The sequence below is a fragment of the Streptomyces parvulus genome, from assembly GCF_014648855.1.
Classification (GTDB): Bacteria; Actinomycetota; Actinomycetes; order Streptomycetales; family Streptomycetaceae; genus Streptomyces; species Streptomyces parvulus.
In genome coordinates this window covers 225,637-245,984 of the sequence record NZ_BMRX01000013.1, presented here as the reverse complement: position 1 = coordinate 245,984, position 20,348 = coordinate 225,637, and the positions used below count along the sequence as shown (strand labels likewise).

General features: G+C 73.0%; 16 protein-coding genes. 11 read left to right on the top strand and 5 right to left on the bottom strand.

Annotated elements, in window-relative coordinates; genetic code table 11:
* Positions 1-113, bottom strand: a 113-nt coding sequence (locus tag IE108_RS26190; protein ID WP_189397771.1) for an NAD(P)-binding domain-containing protein, incomplete at its 3' end; no start/stop codon positions are given.
* 293 nt (positions 114-406) lie between these two features.
* Between IE108_RS26190 and IE108_RS26185 the strand changes: the two genes are divergently transcribed.
* A complete protein-coding gene (locus tag IE108_RS26185) occupies positions 407-1,708 on the top strand; it encodes a transglycosylase family protein (protein ID WP_064730953.1) in 1,302 nt (433 codons plus the stop codon).
* On the opposite strand, the gene IE108_RS26180 is transcribed toward IE108_RS26185, so the two are convergent.
* Complete coding sequence (locus IE108_RS26180; RefSeq protein WP_064730954.1) at positions 1,698-2,879, bottom strand: DMT family transporter; 1,182 nt, start codon at positions 2,877-2,879, stop codon at positions 1,698-1,700. The genes IE108_RS26185 and IE108_RS26180 overlap by 11 nt on opposite strands.
* A 227-nt stretch (positions 2,880-3,106) precedes the next feature.
* On the opposite strand from IE108_RS26180, the gene IE108_RS26175 reads away from it, so the two are divergent.
* From IE108_RS26175 to IE108_RS26145, 7 genes are all read left to right on the top strand, one after another.
* Positions 3,107-3,883, top strand: a complete 777-nt coding sequence (locus tag IE108_RS26175; RefSeq protein ID WP_064732065.1) for a (2Fe-2S)-binding protein — start codon at positions 3,107-3,109, stop codon at positions 3,881-3,883.
* Between the two features lie 55 nt (positions 3,884-3,938).
* Positions 3,939-5,102, top strand: coding sequence for a glycogen synthase (gene glgA / locus IE108_RS26170; protein ID WP_064730955.1), 1,164 nt, complete (start codon positions 3,939-3,941; stop codon positions 5,100-5,102).
* Between the two features lie 51 nt (positions 5,103-5,153).
* On the top strand, positions 5,154-6,374 hold the full coding sequence (gene glgC, locus IE108_RS26165) for a glucose-1-phosphate adenylyltransferase (protein WP_064730956.1): 1,221 nt from the start codon (positions 5,154-5,156) through the stop codon (positions 6,372-6,374).
* A 187-nt stretch (positions 6,375-6,561) separates the two neighbouring features.
* Positions 6,562-9,171, top strand: a complete 2,610-nt coding sequence (locus IE108_RS26160) for a glycoside hydrolase family 2 (protein WP_064730957.1) — start codon at positions 6,562-6,564, stop codon at positions 9,169-9,171.
* 52 nt (positions 9,172-9,223) lie between these two features.
* Positions 9,224-11,542: a GH92 family glycosyl hydrolase gene (locus IE108_RS26155; protein WP_064730958.1), complete on the top strand. Its 2,319-nt coding sequence runs from the start codon at positions 9,224-9,226 to the stop codon at positions 11,540-11,542.
* Between the two features lie 175 nt (positions 11,543-11,717).
* The gene (locus IE108_RS26150; protein WP_064730959.1) at positions 11,718-13,058 is read left to right on the top strand and encodes a wax ester/triacylglycerol synthase family O-acyltransferase; all 1,341 of its coding nucleotides are present in this window, start codon (positions 11,718-11,720) and stop codon (positions 13,056-13,058) included.
* 103 nt (positions 13,059-13,161) lie between these two features.
* Positions 13,162-14,655 (top strand): SDR family NAD(P)-dependent oxidoreductase, encoded by a 1,494-nt coding sequence (locus tag IE108_RS26145; protein ID WP_064730960.1) that lies wholly within the window; start codon positions 13,162-13,164, stop codon positions 14,653-14,655.
* Between the two features lie 19 nt (positions 14,656-14,674).
* On the opposite strand, the gene IE108_RS26140 is transcribed toward IE108_RS26145, so the two are convergent.
* Entirely contained in the window at positions 14,675-15,115 is a 441-nt protein-coding gene (locus tag IE108_RS26140; RefSeq protein ID WP_064730961.1) for a hypothetical protein, read from the bottom strand.
* Between the two features lie 473 nt (positions 15,116-15,588).
* Here IE108_RS26140 and IE108_RS26135 point away from each other — a divergent pair, with 473 nt between their 5' ends.
* Both IE108_RS26135 and IE108_RS26130 read left to right on the top strand, forming a co-directional pair.
* On the top strand, positions 15,589-15,759 hold the full coding sequence (locus IE108_RS26135; RefSeq protein ID WP_107420336.1) for a hypothetical protein: 171 nt from the start codon (positions 15,589-15,591) through the stop codon (positions 15,757-15,759).
* A 44-nt stretch (positions 15,760-15,803) separates the two neighbouring features.
* Positions 15,804-16,286 (top strand): GNAT family N-acetyltransferase, encoded by a 483-nt coding sequence (locus IE108_RS26130; protein WP_064730962.1) that lies wholly within the window; start codon positions 15,804-15,806, stop codon positions 16,284-16,286.
* Here IE108_RS26130 and IE108_RS26125 read toward each other — a convergent pair.
* Positions 16,267-17,637 carry an amidase gene (locus tag IE108_RS26125; protein WP_064730963.1) on the bottom strand — a complete coding sequence of 457 codons (1,371 nt, stop codon included), beginning with the start codon at positions 17,635-17,637 and terminating at the stop codon, positions 16,267-16,269. The genes IE108_RS26130 and IE108_RS26125 overlap by 20 nt on opposite strands.
* A gap of 127 nt (positions 17,638-17,764) precedes the next feature.
* Positions 17,765-18,811 (bottom strand): LacI family DNA-binding transcriptional regulator, encoded by a 1,047-nt coding sequence (locus IE108_RS26120; RefSeq protein ID WP_064730964.1) that lies wholly within the window; start codon positions 18,809-18,811, stop codon positions 17,765-17,767.
* 243 nt (positions 18,812-19,054) lie between these two features.
* Here IE108_RS26120 and IE108_RS26115 point away from each other — a divergent pair, with 243 nt between their 5' ends.
* Entirely contained in the window at positions 19,055-20,347 is a 1,293-nt protein-coding gene (locus IE108_RS26115; RefSeq protein ID WP_079163752.1) for an ABC transporter substrate-binding protein, read from the top strand.
* Position 20,348 lies beyond the last annotated feature (1 nt).

Below are 20,348 nucleotides of genomic sequence, written 5' to 3'. Positions count from 1 at the left end.
GACGCCGTGCGGTTGTGCAACGCGACCGTGTAGCCGTTGCGGGCGAAGTTGCGGGCGAGGTTGCGGCCCATGACCGCGAGACCCGTGACGCCGATCTGCGCTGTGCTGCTCATTGGGATGGCTCCTAGTGACCTTGGTGTCGGTGGTGCCGGTCGTGTCCGCCAGTATGGCCGGTTCCGCCCCGTGACCATCCTGACGTGCCCGTTCGCCGGTCGCACTTTCTGGCCCGGCGGACTCCAGTACGCACGGAACGCGCTCGGTGCCTCAGTGGGCGGACGGCGCATCCGGCCAACGGGGGTCCGTTCCGCGCCACTTGGCGGGACGAACCGGCCGATTGCCGTCTTGTCATGGCCTGTTCGCGGCGCTTACTTTTGCCCCTCCTGACGCAATGTCGAGGGGGACCTCCATGGCCGTACGCGGCCGGCACCGCCGGTATCAGCCGAACAGGATCAACCGCGCCTCCCTGACCGTCACCGCGGGCGGCGCGGGCCTGGCCCTCCCGCTCGTCGGCACCGGCACGGCCCAGGCGGCCGAGGTGGAGACCTGGGACCAGGTCGCCGCCTGCGAGTCCACCGGCGACTGGGACATCAACACCGGCAACGGCTACTACGGCGGGTTGCAGTTCACCCAGTCCACCTGGGAGGCCTTCGGCGGCACCCGGTACGCCCCGCGCGCCGACCTGGCCACCAAGGACCAGCAGATAGCCGTCGCCGAGAAGGTGCTCGACGGACAGGGACCCGGCGCCTGGCCGGTGTGCTCCCAGCGGGCCGGGCTGACCCGGGGCGGCGGCACGCCCGACATCCGGCCGGCCGGGGGAGCGGAGGCCGGGAAGCAGACCCGCACCCCCTCGGCGAAGCAGGCCGAGAAGCCCGCCGCCGAGGCGGACTCGGTGAAGGACGTGAAGCCGCAGACCACGCCGCAGTCCCGGGCCGGCAAGGGCCGCATGTACACCGTGGTCACCGGCGACACCCTCTCCGGCATCGCCGACACCCACCGGGTCGGCGGCGGCTGGCAGGGGCTGTACGAGGCCAACCGCGACGCGGTCGGAAACGACCCGGACCTGATCATGCCGGGCCAGCGCCTGGCACTGCGCGGCGAGCGGGCGGGCACGGCCCCTCCAGGCGACGCGCCCGCCACCGAGCCGAAGCAGCAGAAGCCCCGGCAGAAGCAGGAGAAGCCGCGGAAGCAGGAACGGGAGCAGACGAAGGAGAAGACGCCGGCGCAACAGAAGGCTCCGAAGAAGTCCTCCTCCGGCAGCGGCACGAGCAAGGCGAAGGCCACCCAGGACAAGGCCACCACCCACCGCGCGGTCGTCGCCCCCGTCGACGGCGCCGTCGGCACGCCCTACCACCAGTCGGGATCCTCCTGGTCGAAGGGCTACCACACCGGAGTGGACTTCCCCGTCCCCACCGGCACCTCCATCAAGTCGGTCGCGGCGGGCCGGGTCGTCAGCGCGGGCTGGGGCGGCTCCTACGGGTACCAGGTCGTCGTCCGGCACGGCGACGGCCGCTACTCGCAGTACGCCCACCTCTCGGCGATCTCCGTCCGGGACGGGCAGTCGGTGAGCGCCGGCCAGCGCATCGGACGCTCCGGCTCCACCGGCAACGTCACGGGCCCGCATCTGCACTTCGAGGTGCGGACGGGGCCCGGATTCGGTTCCGACGTCGACCCGCTGGCGTACCTGCGGGCCGGAGGGGTCAGGATCTGACCCGGACGCGGTGCGGGCTGAGCAGCGGCGGCGGCACGAACGGGCCGCCGTAGAAGGGACCGAAGGACAGCGGTGCGGCGTCGCCCTCGGCCGGGCGCCGCGCCGCGTACGCGTCCTCGGAGGGGGCGCTCTCCGGCGGCGGTGACACCGGGGACGGCACCAGGACCTTCTCCGGCAGCCGGCTCGCGGCCACCTCCGCCGCCACCGCGGCGACGGGCACCGGTCCTGTCGGCGACACCGGACCTGCCGGCGAGGCCGCCGGCCCGGCCGCGGGCCGTCCGGCCGCCGGTGCCGGGCTCTCCGCGGCGGCCGGTGCCTTGCCCGTCCCGGTGGCCGCCGACTCCCGGGCGATCCGCTCGGTCGTCAGCAGGATCAGACCGCCCGCCGCGACCACACCGCAGCTCAGCGCGAGCGCGGTGCCGGTCGTGCCGTAGCGGAAGGACTCGCCGAACATCGTGATGCCGACGACGGCGGCGACCACCGGGTTGACGACCGTCAGCGTGGCCAGCGGGGCCGCGAGGCCCGCGCCCCGGTAGGAGGCCTGCGACAGCACCATGCCCGCCGTGGCGAGGACGCCGATGACGGCCATGGACGGCAGGTCGGCGGCGGAGACGCCGCCGCTCCAGTCGACCGCGACCGTCTTGGTGAAGACCGAGGACATGCCGAACGCGATGCCGGACGCGGTCGCCAGCAGGATGCTGCGGACCGCCGGGTGGCGGTGCGCGGCCCGGCCGGCGATCATCAGCGCGACGATCACCGCGCCGGTGACGACCGCGGCGCCGATCCGCTGGGCCGTGTCCAGCGACTGCGCGTCGGAGGCGCCGACCAGGGAGAGCAGGCCGGCGAGGCCCACCGTGGCCATGAGCGCGCCGCGCCAGGCCGTCGCACCGGCCCTGCGGCCGACGAAGAGCGCCGCCATGGGCAGCGCGAAGACGATGGTCAGCGCGCCCAGCGGCTGCACCAGGCTCAGCGGACCGAGGGCGAGCGCCACGACGTGCAGCAGACCGCCGAGGCCGTTGAGGCCGACCGCCGCCCACCAGCCGGGACGGCGCACCGGGGCGTACTGGGCGGCGGAGGAGGACGCCGCGACCTGCTCCTGCACGATCGCTCCGCCCGCGTAGGCCACGGCGGAGACGAGCGACAGCAGCACGGACAACGCGAGGGCGCTCATCGGCTGATCCTCTGCGTGAGGCGGGGGCGCTGGGCCCGACGCGGCGAACGGTCGTCTTCCATGGACAACACGATGCCGCCTCAGGGTCTTCCCGTCGTCGTCCCTGAGACTTCATTGGGTCCTACTACCGATGGAGTACGACGGCCCCGCCGTCCTCCCCAGGGTGGGCGACTTTGGTCAGGTACCCCTGGTCGCGACCCCTACGGGCCTTGATAGTACTGCTCTCCGTGGACCTCGACCCCGCCCTCGCAGCCCTCCGCCCGCTCGGCGGCTTCTTCGTCCTGCACGTGTCGCGGCCGTCGCCGCCGGGCCCCCTTCCCACCCTCGCGCACACCTACGCACCGCAGTACGGGGAATCCGGCGCGGACGTTCATGTTCCGGTTCCGGCGGACCCGCTGGACCACCGGGTCCGCAGGGTGGCCGGCGCCCTGCGCGCCCCCGAGGCCCGGGTCGCCGCCTCCGTCGCCCAGCAGGGACTCGCGGCCCGCCTGTGGTCGGTGGCGCTGGCCTGCGCCGCCCTCACCGGCCGGGTCCCCGACCTCGCCCCCGACCTGCTGTCCTGGGACCCCGACGCCACCGCCCCCGACGATCTCAGGCTCGCCGAGGTGCGGTCCGCGCGGCCGGCGGACACCAGCGTCCTCGCGGACGTCGTGCTCACCGCGCACCTGGCGCCCCTGACGGCCGCCGTCCACCGCCGGTACGGCGTCGCGACCGGCCTGCTGTGGGGCAACGCGGCCTCCGCGCTGGCCGGTGCCGGCCGGGAACTGGACCGCTGGGCCCGCCGCCACGGCCGTACGGACACCGCCGAGCGGGCCGGGGCGCTGACCGCCGCCCTCCTCGCCCACCCCCTGCTCGCCGGCACGGGCGTCCTCACCGGCACCGCCTTCCGGCGCCGCAGTTGCTGTCTGTACTACCGCGTGCCCGGAGCGGGCGTGTGCGGCGACTGCTGCTTCGCGCGCCCGCCGGGATCTTCGGCGTCTCCGCAGGCCCCGCGCTCTTCCTAAGCCGCCGCGTCTGGGTGACCATGAAGGGACCAGCCGCGAAGACGGGAGGTTCAGGGTGCGTGTGGGACTGCTGACCCGCGAGTACCCGCCGGACGTCTACGGGGGCGCCGGTGTGCACGTCGAGTTCCTCGCCCGGGAACTCGCCCGCCTCGTCGACCTCGACGTGCACTGCTGGGGGGAGGGCCGCGCCGACGGCGTGCTGCGCCACCGCTCCTGGTCGGTGCTCGACGGCGCCAATGACGCGCTGCGCACCTTCTCCGTCGACCTCGCCATGACCGCCGCCCTCGAAGGCCGCGAACTCGTCCACTCCCACACCTGGTACGCCAACCTGGGCGGCCACCTCGCCAAGCTCCTGTACGGCATCCCGCACGTGGTGACCGCCCACTCCCTGGAGCCGCTGCGCCCCTGGAAGGCCGAGCAACTCGGCGGCGGGTACGCGCTGTCCGGCTGGGCCGAGCGCACCGCCGTCGAGTCCGCCGACGCGGTCGTCGCCGTCTCCGGGGCCATGCGCGAGGACATCCTCGGCTGCTACCCCGCCATCGACGCCTCCCGCGTGCACGTCGTGCACAACGGCATCGACACGGCCCTGTACCGGCCCGACCCGGGCACCGACGCGCTGGACCGGATCGGCCTGGACCGCTCCCGCCCGTACGTCCTGTTCGTCGGCCGCATCACCCGCCAGAAGGGCGTCCCGCACCTGCTGCGCGCGGTGCGGGACATCGACCCGGCCGTGCAGGTCGTCCTGTGCGCCGGCGCCCCCGACACCCCGGAGATCGACCGGGAGTTCCGCGACCTCTACGCCGGGCTGAGCCGCGCCCGCGAGGGCGTGCACTGGATCCCGCGGATGCTGCCGCGCCCGGAGGTGATCCAACTGCTCACGCACGCCGCCGTGTTCGTCTGCCCCTCCGTGTACGAGCCCCTGGGCATCGTCAACCTGGAGGCCATGGCCTGCGGCACACCCGTCGTCGCCTCCCGGGTCGGCGGCATCCCCGAGGTCGTGGCGGACGGTGCGACCGGCGTGCTCGTGACCCGGACCGAGGGCGCGGACGAGGAGTTCGAGGCGGGCCTCACGCGCGCGCTGGACTCCGTGCTCGGCGACCCGGAGACCGCCCGGCGGATGGGCGAGGCCGGTCGCGAGCGGGCGGTGGAGGAGTTCGGCTGGGACGCCGTCGCGCGCCGCACGGTCCGGCTCTACGAGGAGATCCTCAAACAGGCTTAGGCGCCCCACCGCGGGGCAGCCGAGGGTGAACCAGGGTGAGGGGAGCGGCCCATGCGTCGTGGAGGTCCTTCGGTGCTCGGCATCGTGCTGGCCGGCGGAGAGGGGAAGCGGCTGATGCCCCTGACCGCGGACCGCGCCAAACCCGCGGTCACCTTCGGCGGCACCTACCGGCTGGTCGACTTCGTGCTGTCCAACCTGGTCAACGGCGACATCCTGCGGATCTGCGTGCTCACGCAGTACAAGTCGCACTCCCTGGACCGCCACATCACCACCACCTGGCGCATGTCCAGCCTGCTCGGCAACTACGTCACGCCGGTCCCCGCCCAGCAGCGCCTCGGCCCGCGCTGGTACCTGGGCAGCGCCGACGCGATCCTCCAGTCCCTCAACCTGGTGCACGACGAACAGCCGGAGTACGTCGCGGTCTTCGGCGCGGACCACGTGTACCGGATGGACCCGCGGCAGATGCTCGCCCAGCACATCGAGTCCGGCGCCGGTGTCACCGTCGCCGGGATACGCGTCCCGCGCGGCGAGTCGTCGTCCTTCGGCGTGATCACCCCCGGCTCCGACGGCCAGACGGTCACCGGCTTCCTGGAGAAGCCCGCCGACCCGCCCGGCCTCGCCGACGACCCCGAGTGCGTCTTCGCCTCGATGGGCAACTACGTCTTCACCACCAAGGCCCTCGTGGAGGCCCTGCACCGGGACGCCGAGGACGAGAACTCGGTGCACGACATGGGCGGTTCGATCCTGCCCCAGCTCACCGACCGCGGGGAGGCGGCGCTCTACGACTTCAGCGCCAACCACGTGCCGGGCGAGACCAGCCGGGACCAGGGCTACTGGCGGGACGTGGGCACCCTCGACGCCTACTACGACGCGCACATGGACCTGATCGCCGAGCGGCCCGCCTTCAACCTCTACAACCGGGACTGGCCGGTCTACACCCACTCCGCGCAGCTCTCGCCCGCCCGCTTCAACGCCGGCGGCATCGCCAGCGAGTCGATCATCAGCGCGGGCTGCCTGATCCGCGGGCAGGTCACGCGCTCGGTGCTCTCGCCGGGCGTGGTGGTCGACCCGGGCGCGGTGGTGCAGGGTTCGGTCCTGCACGACAACGTGCACATCGGCCGGGGCGCGGTGGTGCGCGGGGCGGTCCTGGACAAGAACGTCGACGTGCCCCCGGGGGCGACGATCGGCGTCAACCCGGACCGGGACGGCGAGTTGTACACGGTCTCCAAGGGCGGCGTGATCGCGCTCGGCAAGGGGCAGCGCGTGCCGTGACGGGCGGGGCCGACGTCGTGCCGGTGCCGCGCCCGCGGAACCGCCGCCACGACGTCGGCCCCTTGTCATGTCCCTGGACCTCAAGCGGAATCCGTGTTGTCATGCCTCTGCTGTTACATCGATGTACGACGGATGTGACATCGATGTCTGGAGCCACGCCACCACCCGTTTCCGGAGGAGAGGGTCCGTGCGCACCAAACGACTCAGAGACAGACTCGCGCTGCTGCTCGCCGCCGCGCTCGGCGCGGCCGGACTCGCCGCCGTGCCCGCCGCGCAGGCCGCGGACGGCCCCGCCGCCGAGATCCACGGCCTGAAGGGCGAGTACTACACCCAGTCCGCCCCCGGAGCCTTCGACTTCCACGAACTCAAGGCCACCGGCTTCGACCCGCAGGTCGACTTCGGCACCCTGGAGCCCCGACTCGCCTTCGCCACCGGGCAGTCGGACGACGTCAGCGTCCGCTGGACCGGCAGGCTCGTCCCCGAGGAGACCGGCGCCCACACCTTCTCGATCACCGGCGACAACGGCTTCCGCCTCTGGGTGGGCGGGCGGCTGGTGGTGGACCACTGGGTCGACGACTGGGACCGCGAACAGACATCCGCGCCGGTCGAGCTGACGGCGGGCCAGTCCTACGACGTCAAGCTGGAGTACTTCGAGCACTTCGGCGGCTCCAACCTGCATCTGCGCTGGACCGAGCCCGGCGGCGCCAAGGAGGCGATCCCGCGGTCGGCCTTCCGGCTGCCCGACGGCTTCGACTACAACGGCGCCACGGCCACCACCGTCCAGTCCACCGGCCGCACCCTCAGGCTGGACTTCGCGAGCCCCCTCGCCGCCGTCCCCGACGGTCTCACCGAGCACCTCGAAGCGGTGATCGGCGGCGCCAAGTGGCCGCTCGGCGAGGCGAAGGTCGACCCGGCCGACCCCGGCGCCCTGCTCGTCGCCCTCGGTGAACCCGTCGTCGGCAACAAGGACGGCGACGCCCCCGGCACCGCCGACGTCCGCTACGACGGCGAAGGCGGCCTCACCGACGCCGAAGGCAACGTTGTCAACGCCTTCTGGAGCAGCGGCGGCAACGAGTCCACCTACGAGCTGCGCACCGACTGGGCCGACGAGGTGGGACCGGACAACGCCCTCCCGGAGTACCCGCGCCCGCAGTTGACCCGCGACAAGTGGCAGAACCTCAACGGCCGCTGGCAGTTCGCCGCCGCCGAGGAGGGCGAGCGGCCCCCGGTCGGCAGGAACCTCGCGGAGCGCGTCCTCGTCCCGTACCCGGTGGAGTCCCAGCTCTCCGGCATCCAGCGGCACGAGGACCGCATGTGGTACCGGCGCACCTTCACCGTGCCCCGCGACTGGCACATCGGCTCCGGACAGCGCCTCATGCTCAACTTCGGCGCCGTCGACTGGCAGTCCGAGGTGTACGTCAACGGCACGAAGGTCGCCGGCCATCAGGGCGGCTACGACAGGTTCGGCGCCGACGTCACCGACGCGCTGAAGCCGGGCCGCACCCAGGAGCTGATCGTCGGCGTGTACGACCCGACCGACTCCGCGAACGGCGAGAACCCGCCGGTCGGCAAGCAGCGCCTGGACCCGAGCGGCATCTGGTACACGCCCAGCTCCGGCATCTGGCAGACCGTCTGGATGGAACCGGTCGCCCGTGACCACGTCGGCTCCCTGAAGCTCACCCCGGACGTCGGCGCGAGCACCCTGACCGTCGCCCCCGAGGGCGTCCGCGACGGCGTACGGATCACCGCGACGGCGTACGACGGACACCGCAGGGTCGCCACCGCGAGCGGCCGCACCGGCGAGCCGCTGACCCTGCGGATCCGCGACCCGCGCCTGTGGTCGCCCGACGACCCGTTCCTCTACGACCTGAAGGTCACCGTCGGACAGGACCGCGTCGAGAGCTACTTCGGGATGCGCTCCGTCGCCGTCGAGAAGGTGGACGGCGTGCCGCGCACCATGCTCAACGGCGCACCGGTCTTCATGATGGCCACCCTCGACCAGGGCTTCTGGCCGGACGGCCTGCACACCGCCCCCACCGACGAGGCGCTCGCGTACGACCTGAAACTGCACAAGCGGCTCGGCTTCAACTCGGTGCGCAAGCACATCAAGGTGGAGCCCGACCGCTGGTTCTACTGGGCCGACCGGCTCGGCCTGCTGGTCTGGCAGGACATGCCCGCGATGACCGCCGGGGTGAACCCCTCCGCCGCGGCCCGCGCCGAGTACGAGCGGGAGATGAAGGAGATGATCGACGAGCACGTCAGCCATCCGTCGGTCGTCATGTGGGTCACCTTCAACGAGGGCTGGGGCCAGTACGACATCAAGCGCGTCGCCGAGCAGGCCAAGGCCTGGGACCCGACCCGCCTCGTCAACAACCAGTCGGGCCTGAACCTGGGGGCCGACGGCGGCGCCGGCGACATCATGGACGAGCACGGCTACCCGAGCCCCGCCCTGCCGCCCGCGCCGGACGGCGAACGCGCCCTGGTCAGCGGCGAGTACGGCGGCCTCGGTCTCGCGGTGCCCGGACACGCCTGGTCGGTGCAGCAGTCGTACGTCGACGTCGACCCGGCGACGTACACGGACGACTACCTCGCCAAGCTCGACGAGGTCCGGGCGCTGGCCTGCCGCGGCGGCAACGGCGCCGTCTACACCCAGATCTCGGACGTCGAGGGCGAGCTGAACGGCCTGACGACGTACGACCGCAAGATCCTCAAGCCGGACGCCGAGCGGGTGAGGGCCGCCCACGAGGCGCTGATCCGCGACGCGTCGCAGCCCGTCCCGGCGGGCTGCGCCGGCTGAGCACCCGCACCACGGACCAACCGCACGGCAGAACCTCCGGAGGACACCGCAGATGAGAGCCACCCGGCGTCTGCGGCTGTGCGTGGCCGGGGTGGTGGCAGCGTCCGCGCTGCTCACCGCCCCGGCGGCGCAGGCCGCCCCGACGACCGACCAGCACCTGACCGACCTGGTGAACCCCTTCATCGGGACCGAGAACGAGGGCAACACCTACCCCGGCGCCGCCGTGCCCTTCGGCATGGTGCAGTTCTCGCCGGACACCGGACACAACACCGGCTACGACCACTCCGACACCCACATCCGCGGCTTCTCGCTGGTCCACCTCTCGGGCGTCGGCTGCGGCCTCGGCGGCGACCTGCCGGTGCTGCCGACCACCGGCGACGTCACCGAGACGGACTACGCGAAGTACGCCGCGCCCTTCAGCCACGACGACGAGGAGGCGAGCCCCGGCTACTACCGCGCCGCCCTCGGCACCGGCATCGGCGCCGAGCTGACCGCCACCGGGCGCACCGGCGTGCAGCGCTACACCTTCCCGGCCACCGACAAGGCCAACGTCCTGCTCAACGCGGGGCAGTCGCTGCACAAGAACGTCTCCACCGAGGTCGAGGTGCTCGACAGCCGCACCGTGCGCACCGCGATCACCGGCAGCGGCTTCTGCCAGGACACCAAGCCGTACACCGTCTACACGATCACCCGCTTCGACCGGCCCTTCGCCTCCCACGGCACCTGGGACGACGGCACCGTGACCGCTGGCGCGAAGACCGGCGGCGACGGGGCCTACGTCCGCTTCGACACCACGAAGGACCGCACCGTCGAGGCCACCACCGCCCTGTCCTACGTGGACGCGCGGGGCGCCGCGCTCAACCTGCGCGCCGAGGGCGGCCGCTCCTTCGACGCCGTGCGCCACGACGCGCAGCGGACCTGGGAGAAGCGGCTCGACGACGTCCGGGTCCGGGGCGGGGACGACACCCTGCGCCGTACCTTCTACTCCTCCCTGTACCGGTCCTTCCTGGCGCCCAACGTCGGCAGCGACGTCGACGGCCGCTACACCGGCTGGGACCAGGAGATCCACCGCGCCAAGGGCTTCACGTACTACCAGAACTGGTCCCTGTGGGACACCTACCGCACCCAGTCCCAGCTCCTCGCCCTGCTCGCGCCCCGGGAGGCGCGGGACATGGCGATCTCCGTCGTCAAGATCGACGAGGAGAGCGGCTGGCTGCCCAAGTGGGGGTACGGCACGGTCGAGACCAACATCATGACCGGCGACCCGGTGACCCCCTTCCTCACCAACGCCTACCAGCAGGGCCTGCTGCACGGCTGGGAGGAGCGGGCCTACCGGGCCCTCAAGAAGAACGCCGACGGGGTGCCGCCCGCGGACTCGCCGGCCGTCGGCCGGGAGGCCAACCGCGAGTACCTGGCCGAAGGCTTCGCGCCCTACGTCGAGGGACGCCCGCACGCCAAGCCCGGCGACTCCGACTACGACCACGGCGCCTCGGCGACCCTGGAGTACGCCCTGTCCGACGCGATGCTCTCCCGCATGGCGCGCGACCTCGGCCACGACGAGGACGCGGCGCGGTACGCCGAGCGTGCCGGCAGTTACCGGAACGTCTTCGACGCCTCGACCGGCTTCTTCCGCGCCCGGGACGCGGACGGCGCCTTCACCGGCCCGGCCGACCCCGCGCAGAGCGAGGGCTTCCACGAGGGCACGTCCTGGCAGTACCAGTGGCTGGTGCCGCAGGACCTGCCCGGCATGATCGACCTCATCGGCGGGAAGGAGGCGGCGAACGAGCGGCTGGACTCCTTCTTCGCCTACGAGCAGCTCCTCGCCGACCCGGCGAAGACCGCCCGCGAGGTGTGGGTGAACGGGCCGTACGACTACTACAACGCCGACAAGTACAACCCGCAGAACGAGCCCGACCTGATCGCCCCGTACACCTACCTGTCGACCGGGCAGCCCTGGAAGACCACGGACGTGGTGCACGCGGCGCTCACCCTGTTCACGGACACGCCGACCGGCATGACCGGCAACGACGACCTCGGGACCATGTCCGCCTGGAACGTGCTGTCCTCGATCGGGATCTTCCCGATCCAGCCCGGCTACGACACCTGGGGCCTGTCCACCCCGGTCTTCGACCGCGTCGACCTCACCCTCGACCGCCGCTACTACCCGCGCGGCGCCCTGACCGTCACGGCGCCCGGCACCTCGGACACGGACCGCTACGTCCAGTCCGCCCGCACCGACGGCGCGGCCTACGGGCGGACGTACCTGACGACCGACGACCTGCGCTCCGTGCGGTCGCTCGGTTTCACGGTCGGCCCGCACCCGTCCGGGTGGGGAACCTCGGCCGAGGCGGTGCCGCCGCCGCTGACGTGACCACGGCCGTGAGCACAGACGCCCCATGAGTCCCAGCCGTCCCGCCCCCGTCAAAAGGGGCGGGACTTTAATCTCTTGTTAACTGTGCGTAGCTTGATCGTACTTGACCGTAATCGTCGGAGGGCGATTGACTGCTTGTTCATCCGTCGACGTGCCGTTCCTGCGAGGCAGACCCTTGACTCCCGATCCGCTCGCTCCCCTAGACCTGGCGTTCTGGAACATCGAGTCCCCCGAGCACCCCATGCACCTCGGCGCGCTCGGCGTCTTCGAGGCCGGTTCCCCCACCGCGGGCGCCCACGCGGCCGACCTGCTCGCCGCCCGCGCGCCCGCGGTGCCCGGATTGCGGATGCGGATCCGGGACACCTGGCAGCCGCCGCTGGCGCTGCGCCGGCCGTTCGCCTTCGGGGGCGCCACCCGCGAAGCCGACCCGCGCTTCGACCCGCTCGACCACGTGCGGCTGCACGCCCCGACCACGGACTTCCACGCCCGGGCCGGCCGCCTGATGGAACGGCCCCTCGAACGCGGCCGCCCCCCGTGGGAGGCACACGTCCTGCCGGGCGCGGACGGCGGCTCCTTCGCCGTGCTGTTCAAGTTCCACCACGCCCTGGCCGACGGGCTGCGCGCCCTCACCCTCGCCGCGGGTGTCCTCGACCCCCTGGACCTGCCCGCCCCCCGGCCCCGGCCCGCGCCGCCCTCGCGCGGGCTCCTGCCCGACGTGCGCACCCTGCCGGACCGGCTGCGCGGCGCCCTGTCCGACGCGGGCCGCGCCCTGGACATCGGCGCCGCCGCGGCCCTGTCCACCCTCGACGTGCGCTCCTCGGCCGCCCTCACCGCCGAATCCTCCGGCACCCGCCGCATCGCGGGCGTCGCCGTCGACCTCGACGACGTGCACCACGTGCGCAAGACCACCGGCGGCACCGTCAACGACGTGCTGATCGCCGTCGTCGCCGGAGCCCTGCGCCGCTGGCTGGACGAGCGGGGCGACGGCAGCGAGGGCGTCGAGCCCCGCGCCCTGATCCCCGTCTCCAAACGCCGCCCGCGCACCGCGCACCCGCAGGGCAACCGGCTCTCCGGGTACTTGATACGGCTTCCGGTCGCCGACCCCGACCCGCTGTCGCGTCTCGGCACGGTCCGGACGGCCATGGACCGCAACAAGGACGCCGGACCCGGCCGGGGCGCCGGTGCCGTCGCCCTGCTCGCCGACCACGTCCCGGCACTCGGCCACCGGCTCGGCGGGCCGCTGGTCTCCGGCGCCGCCCGGCTCTGGTTCGACATCCTCGTCACCAGCGTCCCGCTGCCCAGCCTCGGGCTGCGGCTCGGCGGCCACCCGCTCACCGAGGTCTACCCGCTGGCGCCGCTGGCCCGCGGCCACTCCCTGGCGGTGGCCGTCTCGACGTACCGCGGGCAGGTCCACTACGGCCTGGTCGCGGACGCGAAGGCGGTGCCCGACCTCGACCGGTTCGCGCTGGCCCTCGCCGAGGAGGTGGAGACGTTGCTCACGGCGTGCGGTCCCTGACCCCGGCGGGTTTGGATCCGCGCCCGGCGCTGAATAAAATCCGCTGTTCGACAGCGGTCGCGTCATGGAGCGCCGCGACGGTGACCAGGGAACGGCAGCGGCGATGACGGTGACACAGGACGGTGCGGCCAGCACGGACGAGGCGGTGTACGGCCCCGGGATCGACCCGGAGCGGCTCGCCGTCTGCCTGAGCGTGCTGGAGGAACTCGACGGGCTCGACGTCGACCACCCGGACGCGATCCGGGTGCGCCGGGCCACCTCGCACATCTACCGCATGGTCAAGCAGCGCCGCCGCCAGGACCGCCGGGCCGCCAAGACCGCCCACGACAAGGCGGTCACCGAGGCCACCGCCACGGGCTCCGCCGAGCGCATCGACGACGAGACCGAAGGCCTGCTGCCCTCCTCCCGCACCGAGCAGGGGCGGATCGCCGGGATACTCCAGCGCCCGCGCTCCTGCTACATCTGCAAGCAGCGCTACGTCGAGGTCGACTACTTCTACCACCAGCTCTGCCAGAAGTGCGCCGCCGAGAACCGCGAGCGCCGCGAGGCCCGCGCCGACCTCAGCGGCAAGCGCGCGCTGCTCACCGGCGGCCGCGCCAAGATCGGCATGTACATCGCGCTGCGGCTGCTGCGCGACGGCGCGCACACCACGATCACCACCCGTTTCCCCAAGGACGCCATCCGCCGCTTCAAGGCCATGGACGACTCCGCGGACTGGCTGCACCGCCTGGAGGTCGTCGGCATCGACCTGCGCGACCCCGCGCAGGCCGTCGCCCTGGCCGAGCGGGTCGCCGAGCCGGGGCCGCTCGACATCCTGATCAACAACGCCACGCAGACCGTGCGGCGCCTGCCCTCCGCCTACGCCGCGCTCGTCGACGGCGAGGGCGCGCCGCTGCCCGCCGGTGAGCTGCCCGCCCACCACGTCATCGGCGCCTTCAACTCCGGCGCGGTGGACGGGCTGGCCGCGCTGCCCGTCGGCACCTCCGGACTCGACGCGCAGAAGGTGGCCGACCTCGCCCTGGTCGCCGGGCACGCCAGCGTGGTCCGGCACCGTGAGGGGACCGCCATCGACGCGGGCGGCCTGGTCCCGGACGTCGTCGACTCCAACACCTGGGTGCAGACCATCGAGCAGATCTCCCCGGTGGAGCTGCTGGAGACCCAGCTGTGCAACTACACCTCGCCGTTCATCCTCATCAGCGCCCTCAGGCCCGCGATGGCCGAGGCCGCGCGCCGGGCGCCGGGCGGCCGGGCCTACGTCGTCAACGTCTCGGCGATGGAGGGGGTGTTCGCCCGCGGCTACAAGGGCGCCGGGCACCCCAACACCAACGCCGCGAAGGCCGCGATGAACATGGTCACGCGGACCAGCGCCCAGGAGATGTTCGACACCGACCGGATCCTGATGACCTCCGTCGACACCGGCTGGATCACCGACGAGCGGCCGCACTGGGACAAGCTCCGCCTGGCCGAGGCCGGCTTCCACGCCCCGCTCGACCTGATCGACGGCGCGGCCCGCGTCTACGACCCCATCGTGCGCGGCGAGGCGGGCGAGGACCTGTACGGCGTCTTCCTCAAGGACTACGCACCCGGCAAGTGGTGACCGCCGCTCCGGAGGCGCCCTAGTCGCGGGCGCCCAGCCGCGAGTTGCGGCGGGCCGTCAGCTCCAGCACCGTGCGCCAGTCCTCCAGGACCCCGGCGTCGAAGACGGCGGTGCGGGCCTCCTCGGCCGCCTGGTGGAGGCCGGCGAGGTCCTCGTCGTGCGACCGGGCCTCGGGGTGGGCGTGCCGGCGCAGCAGCCGGGCGACGCGCGCCCCCAGCAGCGGCCGCACCGCGTCGGCGGTCCGGTCGGCCGGGGCCCCCGGCCACAGCAGCCGGCCCACGGGCGCCACCAGGCCGGCGACCTGGAGCTCCTTGTCGGCGGGGCGGCGCCTGCGCAGCAGCGCCGCCGTCCGCAGCGCGTGCCCGTGCAGGTCCTCGGCCCCACCGCCGTACTCCCCGGGGCGCTCGCCCCGGCAGGCGTACAGCAGGTCCATCAGCTCCTCGACGCTGCGCAGTTCCATGTCCCGTTCCTCCCGCGAGACAGCCGTTGCCGACGGGCAGCAGACCATGGCGAGCTTGCGCGGCAGCCAACGGCGATTTAACGGCGCGACCCGCGACCGCCGGGATACGCAGGCATGGCCGACGGTTGAGCCGAACGGGTGAGCCTCGCGCCGCGCGGAAGGGGGTGAAAAGCGGCAGACTGGGGCCAACTGCGCACGGAGTGAAGGGCAATGGTTCTCCCATCTTTTGAGCCCCATAGAGCGCACCCCCGCTCATTTGGTTAATCTGGATCGGACGGACCGCAGCACAGGGCACTACCCACACCCGGGGTCCGTCTGGGGGCAACCCGGTTCACAGCGGTCTGCTCTCCTGCGAGGTACCGACGCCACCGCGTCCGAACTGCATTTCGACCCACACCCGAGCGGGGGCCAGGTGCCGGACGGAAGACTGGCCGGCAGGCCCCAAGGGTGATCCGACACATAAGGAGTGCGCGGTGACACCGGAGACGACGAGCCCAGAACAGCGCCCCAAGGAACGCACCGAGCGTGCGCGCCGGCCCGGGGAGATCGGCAGCCTCGACGTGTGGGCGAGGTCCGCCCCGATCCGCCTCGCCGGCTACGAGGACGACCTGGCCGAGCCGCACATCCTGCCCAGCGTCGACTGAGCCCGAGCCACCTCCGCGCGCCCGGGCGTGCGAGACTCACGCCCATGCCGATCAGGGAAGCCACCCCCGACGACTGGCCGCGGATCTGGCCCTTCTGGCACCGGATCGTCGCGGCCGGCGAGACCTACGCATGGGACCGGGACACGTCCGAGGAGGACGCCCGGTCCCTGTGGATGCACCCCGCCAAGCGCGTCTACGTCACCGAGGACGAGACCGGAGCCGTCGTCGCCTCCGCCTACCTCACCCCCAACTACGCCGGGCCCGCCGCCCGGGTCGCCAACGCCGGCTTCATGGTCGACCCGGACCGGGCGGGCCGCGGCACCGGGCGGGCCCTCGCCGAACACGTGCTGGCCGCCGCCCGCGCCGAGGGGTACCGGGGCATGGTCTTCAACGCCGTCGTCGAGACCAACCCCGCCGTGGGGCTCTGGACCTCACTCGGCTTCACCATCCTCGGCACGGTGCCGGACGCCTTCGAGCATCCCCGGCACGGCCGGGTCGGCCTGCACGTCATGCACCGCGCCCTGTAGACCCCCCTCGGTTCAGCGGTGCCGTCCGCCGCCAGGGACGCAGCGCCTCGATCCGCTCGGCCAGCTCCAGCAGCGCCGCCTCCGACCCGGGGCGCCCCACGAGCTGTACCGCGCAGGGGGCGCCCGAGGGCAGGGAGCCGACCGGGACCGCCATCGCGGGCCAGCCGGTGAGGTTCCACGGCGGAGTGAAGGGCGAGTACGCCGAGTTGGCGGCGATGTTGCGCAGCCAGCCCCGCTCGTGCCAGGGGCCCGCCTTGGGGGAGCGGCGGGCGAGCGCGGGCGTGAGCAGCACGTCGTACTCGTCGAAGAAGGGCGCCAGGCGCTCGCGCAGCGCCGCACGGGCGGTGCCGGTGGTGACCCTGCGTACGAAGGGCCGCCCGAGGGCCGCGTGCACCCGGGTGCGCCGGGCCAGCAGCCGCCGGTCCAGGCTCCGCGCGTCCACCGAGGTGCCGGCCGTCCAGTGGGCCATGGCGGTCACGCTCAGCGACGCGGGGTAGGAGGGGTCGGCCCGCCGCACCAGGTGCCCGGCCCGCATCAGCACTCCGGCGGCCTCACGCACGGCGTCGGCGTAGGGGCGGGCGACGGTGACGCCCGCGAGGGGACTGCGCATGGAGGCGGCGACGCGCAGGGCGTCGGACTCCGCACGGCGCGGCGGGTCGGTGTCCGCGAGGACGGCGAACATCAGGCGGGCGTCCTCGACGGTGGTGGCCAGCGGCCCGTTCTCGGACATGCCGAACCAGTCGCCCTCGCCGATGCCCGCCGGGATCACGCCGCGCCCCGGCTTGACCGTGACCAGGCCGCAGTTGGCCGCCGGGATGCGCAGCGAGCCCATGCCGTCGTTGCCCAGCGCGAGCGGCACCATCCCCGCGGCCACCGCGGCGGCGCTCCCGCCCGACGAACCGCCCGCGGAACGGGCCGGGTCCCAGGGGTTGCGGACCGTGCCGTGCACGCCCTCGCTGGTGCCGAACACGCACAGTTCCGGCACGTTGGTCAGCCCCACCACCACCGCGCCGGCCGCCCGCAGCCGCGCCACGGTGACGTGGTCGGCCCCGGCGGGCGTGTCCGGCGTCGCGGCCGATCCGACCCGGGTGGACTCGCCGCGCACCGCGAGATTGTCCTTGACCGCCACCGGCACGCCGGCCAGCGGCAGTTCGCCGAGATCGCCCCGGGCGCCGACCTCCTCGGCCTCCGCGAGCGCGGCCTCGGCGCGCACCGTGCGGAAGGCGCCGACGCGGCCGTCGAGACGCTCGATCACGGCCAGGTGCCCGGCCACCACCTCGCGGGGCGTGGCCCGCTTCTCGCGGACGGCGGCGGCGATCTCTGCGGCGGTGCGGCCTGCCCAGTCGGTCACGGGGGACTCCTCGGGGTGCGGTGGAACGGGATTACCGGCGAGTACGCACAGAGCACTCTGCCCGCCCGCACGGCTCCGCGTCGAGGCCCCCTCCCCACGTCCCCGCCGGCCCCGCGTCCCCGTCGGCTCAGGACGGCCGGGCGGCGCCCGTGCTGTCCCGCTCGATCAGCCGCGGCACCGGCACCCGCACGGTGCGGGCGGGTCCGCCGTCCAGCAGGGCCGTCAGCTCGGTCGCCGCCGTCCGGCCGAACTCGACGCTGTCCCGGGACAGGGCCGACAGCCACGGCTTGACCATCCGGCACAGCGCCGAGTCCTCCCAGGCCACCACGGACACGTCGGCCGGCACCGAGAAGCCCAGCCCGGCCGCCGCGGCCACCCCGGCGACGGCCATCACGTCGTTGTCGTAGACGAGCGCGGTCGGAGCGTGCGACGCCTCCAGGACGCGGCGGGTGACGGCGGCGCCCTCCGCGTCGGAGTAGTCCGTCGTCACCGACTCGACCTCGGTCAGGCCGCGCCGCGCCGCCTCCGCCCGCAGGGCCCGGATCCGGCGCTCGGTGTGGGCGAGGCCGGGCAGGCCGGCGATGTGCGCGATCCGCCGGTGGCCGAGCGCGTACAGCCCGTCCACCAGCGCGGCCATCGCGCCCGCGTCGTCGGCCCACACCGTCGACAGCCCCGGATGGCGTTCATCCGGCGCGCCGCCGATCACCACGGCCGGCAGCCCCAGCTCGTCGAGCAGGTCGGGACGCGGGTCGTCGACGCGCGGGTCCACCACCAGGACGCCGTCCACCCGGTGCTCGGCCCACCAGCGCCGGTACACCGCGCACTCGTCGTCGAGGTCCTGCGCCACCTGGAACAGCAGGCCCAGGTGCCGGCGCGCCAGCACTTCCTGGATTCCGGAGACCAGTTGGAGGAAGAAGGAGTCCACGCCCAGCGTGTGGGCGGGCCGGGCCAGCACGAAGCCGACCGTCGCGGCGCCCTCCCCGGAGAGCGCGCGGGCCGCCGTGCTGGGCCGCCAGCCGAGCTGCTCGGCGACCCGGCGCACCCGGTCCCGGGTGACGTCGGAGACCCCCGGCCGGTCGTTCAGCGCGAAGGAGACCGCGCTCTCGGACACCCCGGCCCGCCGAGCGATGTCCTTCATCGTCGGCCGGCGCGCGGCGGGCCGCTTGGCCGGCATGCGCGCTCCCCTCTTCGGAACATGAACGAAAGCATCTTGTGGGCAGCACCCAGCTAATGCGCTTGAGTGGAATGATCCTAAAGCGCATTAGTCAAGCCTGGCAAGTCACCCCTCGCACCCCTCTGAACTGCACTAATGTCGCTCGCATCGCATTAGTTGGCGTGAATCCATTGACTTTCCCCGAACGGGCCGTGCATGGTCGCTGGCATCCAGCCGCCGACGTCCTTCAGGAGACGTGTCACCGTGCCCACCTCGCGCAGAACCTTCGCCGTCGCCGCCGTCGCCGCACTCGTACTCCCGCTCAGCGCCTGCGGTTCCGGAGGTGACGGCGCCGGCCCGGCCGACGCCTCGGGGAAGGTCGAGGGCGACATCACCTTCCAGACCTGGAACCTGCGGGCCAACTTCAAGCCCTACTTCGAGGGACTGATCGCGGACTTCGAGAAGAAGTACCCGGGCACCGAGGTCAAGTGGGTCGACCAGCCCGGCGAGGGCTACGCGGACAAGATCAGCGCCGACGCGGCCGGCGGCACGCTGCCCGACGTCGTGAACGTCTCCCCGGACCTCGTGGCCCCGCTCGCCAAGGCGGGCCTCGCCCTCGACCTGGACAAGGCCGCCGGGCAGTACGAGAAGGAGTACCTGGAGGGCGCCTGGGCCAGCCACCGGATACCGGGCATGGACGGCACGTACGCCTTCCCCTGGTACCTCAACACCGGCCCGCTCTTCTACAACAAGTCCCTCTTCGACAAGGCCGGACTCGACCCCGAGCAGCCCCCGAGGACGTACGACGAGGTCTTCGACGCCGCACTGAGGATCGCGGAGAAGACCGGCGGCGACACCGCCACGCTCGCCAACGTCCCCACCATCGAGGACTTCGGCCGCTACGGCGTGCCGCTGATGAACGAGGAGGGCACCGCCTTCACGTTCAACGACGCCAAGGGCGTCCAGCTCCTCACCCGCTACAAGGAGCTGTACGAGGCCAAGGCGCTCGACTCCCAGGCGCTGACCGCCACCCCCGAGTCCTCCGGCAAGAAGTTCCTGACCGGGGCCGTGGCGATGAACCCGGGCAGCGCGCTCGACCTCGCCAACTTCAAGAAGCAGGCGCCGAACCTGTACAAGAACATCGGCATCACCGACCAGATCACCAGCACCGGCCACGTCAACATGTACGTGATGGGCCTGATGGTGAACGCGCAGAGCCGGCGCACGCCCGCCGCGGTCGCCTTCGCGCACTTCGTCACCGACGCCGCGCACCAGATGTCGTTCGCCAAGCAGGTCGCCATCTTCCCGAGCACCGCGGGATCGCTGGACGACCCGTACTTCACCAAGGAGGACGGCACCGACGAGACCCGGGTGCGCGTGGCGGCGGCCAAGTCGCTGAAGGGCGCGGTCAACTACACGCCGGTGCTGTTCAGCGAGCAGATGAAGACCGAGCTGCGCAACGAGGTCGCCAAGGCGCTCCAGGGCAAGCAGAGCCCCCAGGAAGCCCTGGACAACGCTGTCAAGGCGTGCGACCGGCTCCTCCAGCAGCAGGGCTGAG

Bases quoted from the DNA above. Each gene is read 5' to 3' on its own strand.
- IE108_RS26185 (WP_064730953.1), top strand. From the start codon at position 407: ATGGCCGTACGCGGCCGGCACCGCCGGTATCAGCCGAACAGGATCAAC.
- IE108_RS26180 (WP_064730954.1), bottom strand. From the start codon at position 2,879: ATGAGCGCCCTCGCGTTGTCCGTGCTGCTGTCGCTCGTCTCCGCCGTG.
- glgC (WP_064730956.1), top strand. From the start codon at position 5,154: ATGCGTCGTGGAGGTCCTTCGGTGCTCGGCATCGTGCTGGCCGGCGGA.
- IE108_RS26155 (WP_064730958.1), top strand. From the start codon at position 9,224: ATGAGAGCCACCCGGCGTCTGCGGCTGTGCGTGGCCGGGGTGGTGGCA.
- IE108_RS26145 (WP_064730960.1), top strand. From the start codon at position 13,162: ATGACGGTGACACAGGACGGTGCGGCCAGCACGGACGAGGCGGTGTAC.
- IE108_RS26140 (WP_064730961.1), bottom strand. From the start codon at position 15,115: ATGGAACTGCGCAGCGTCGAGGAGCTGATGGACCTGCTGTACGCCTGC.
- IE108_RS26130 (WP_064730962.1), top strand. From the start codon at position 15,804: ATGCCGATCAGGGAAGCCACCCCCGACGACTGGCCGCGGATCTGGCCC.
- IE108_RS26120 (WP_064730964.1), bottom strand. From the start codon at position 18,811: ATGCCGGCCAAGCGGCCCGCCGCGCGCCGGCCGACGATGAAGGACATC.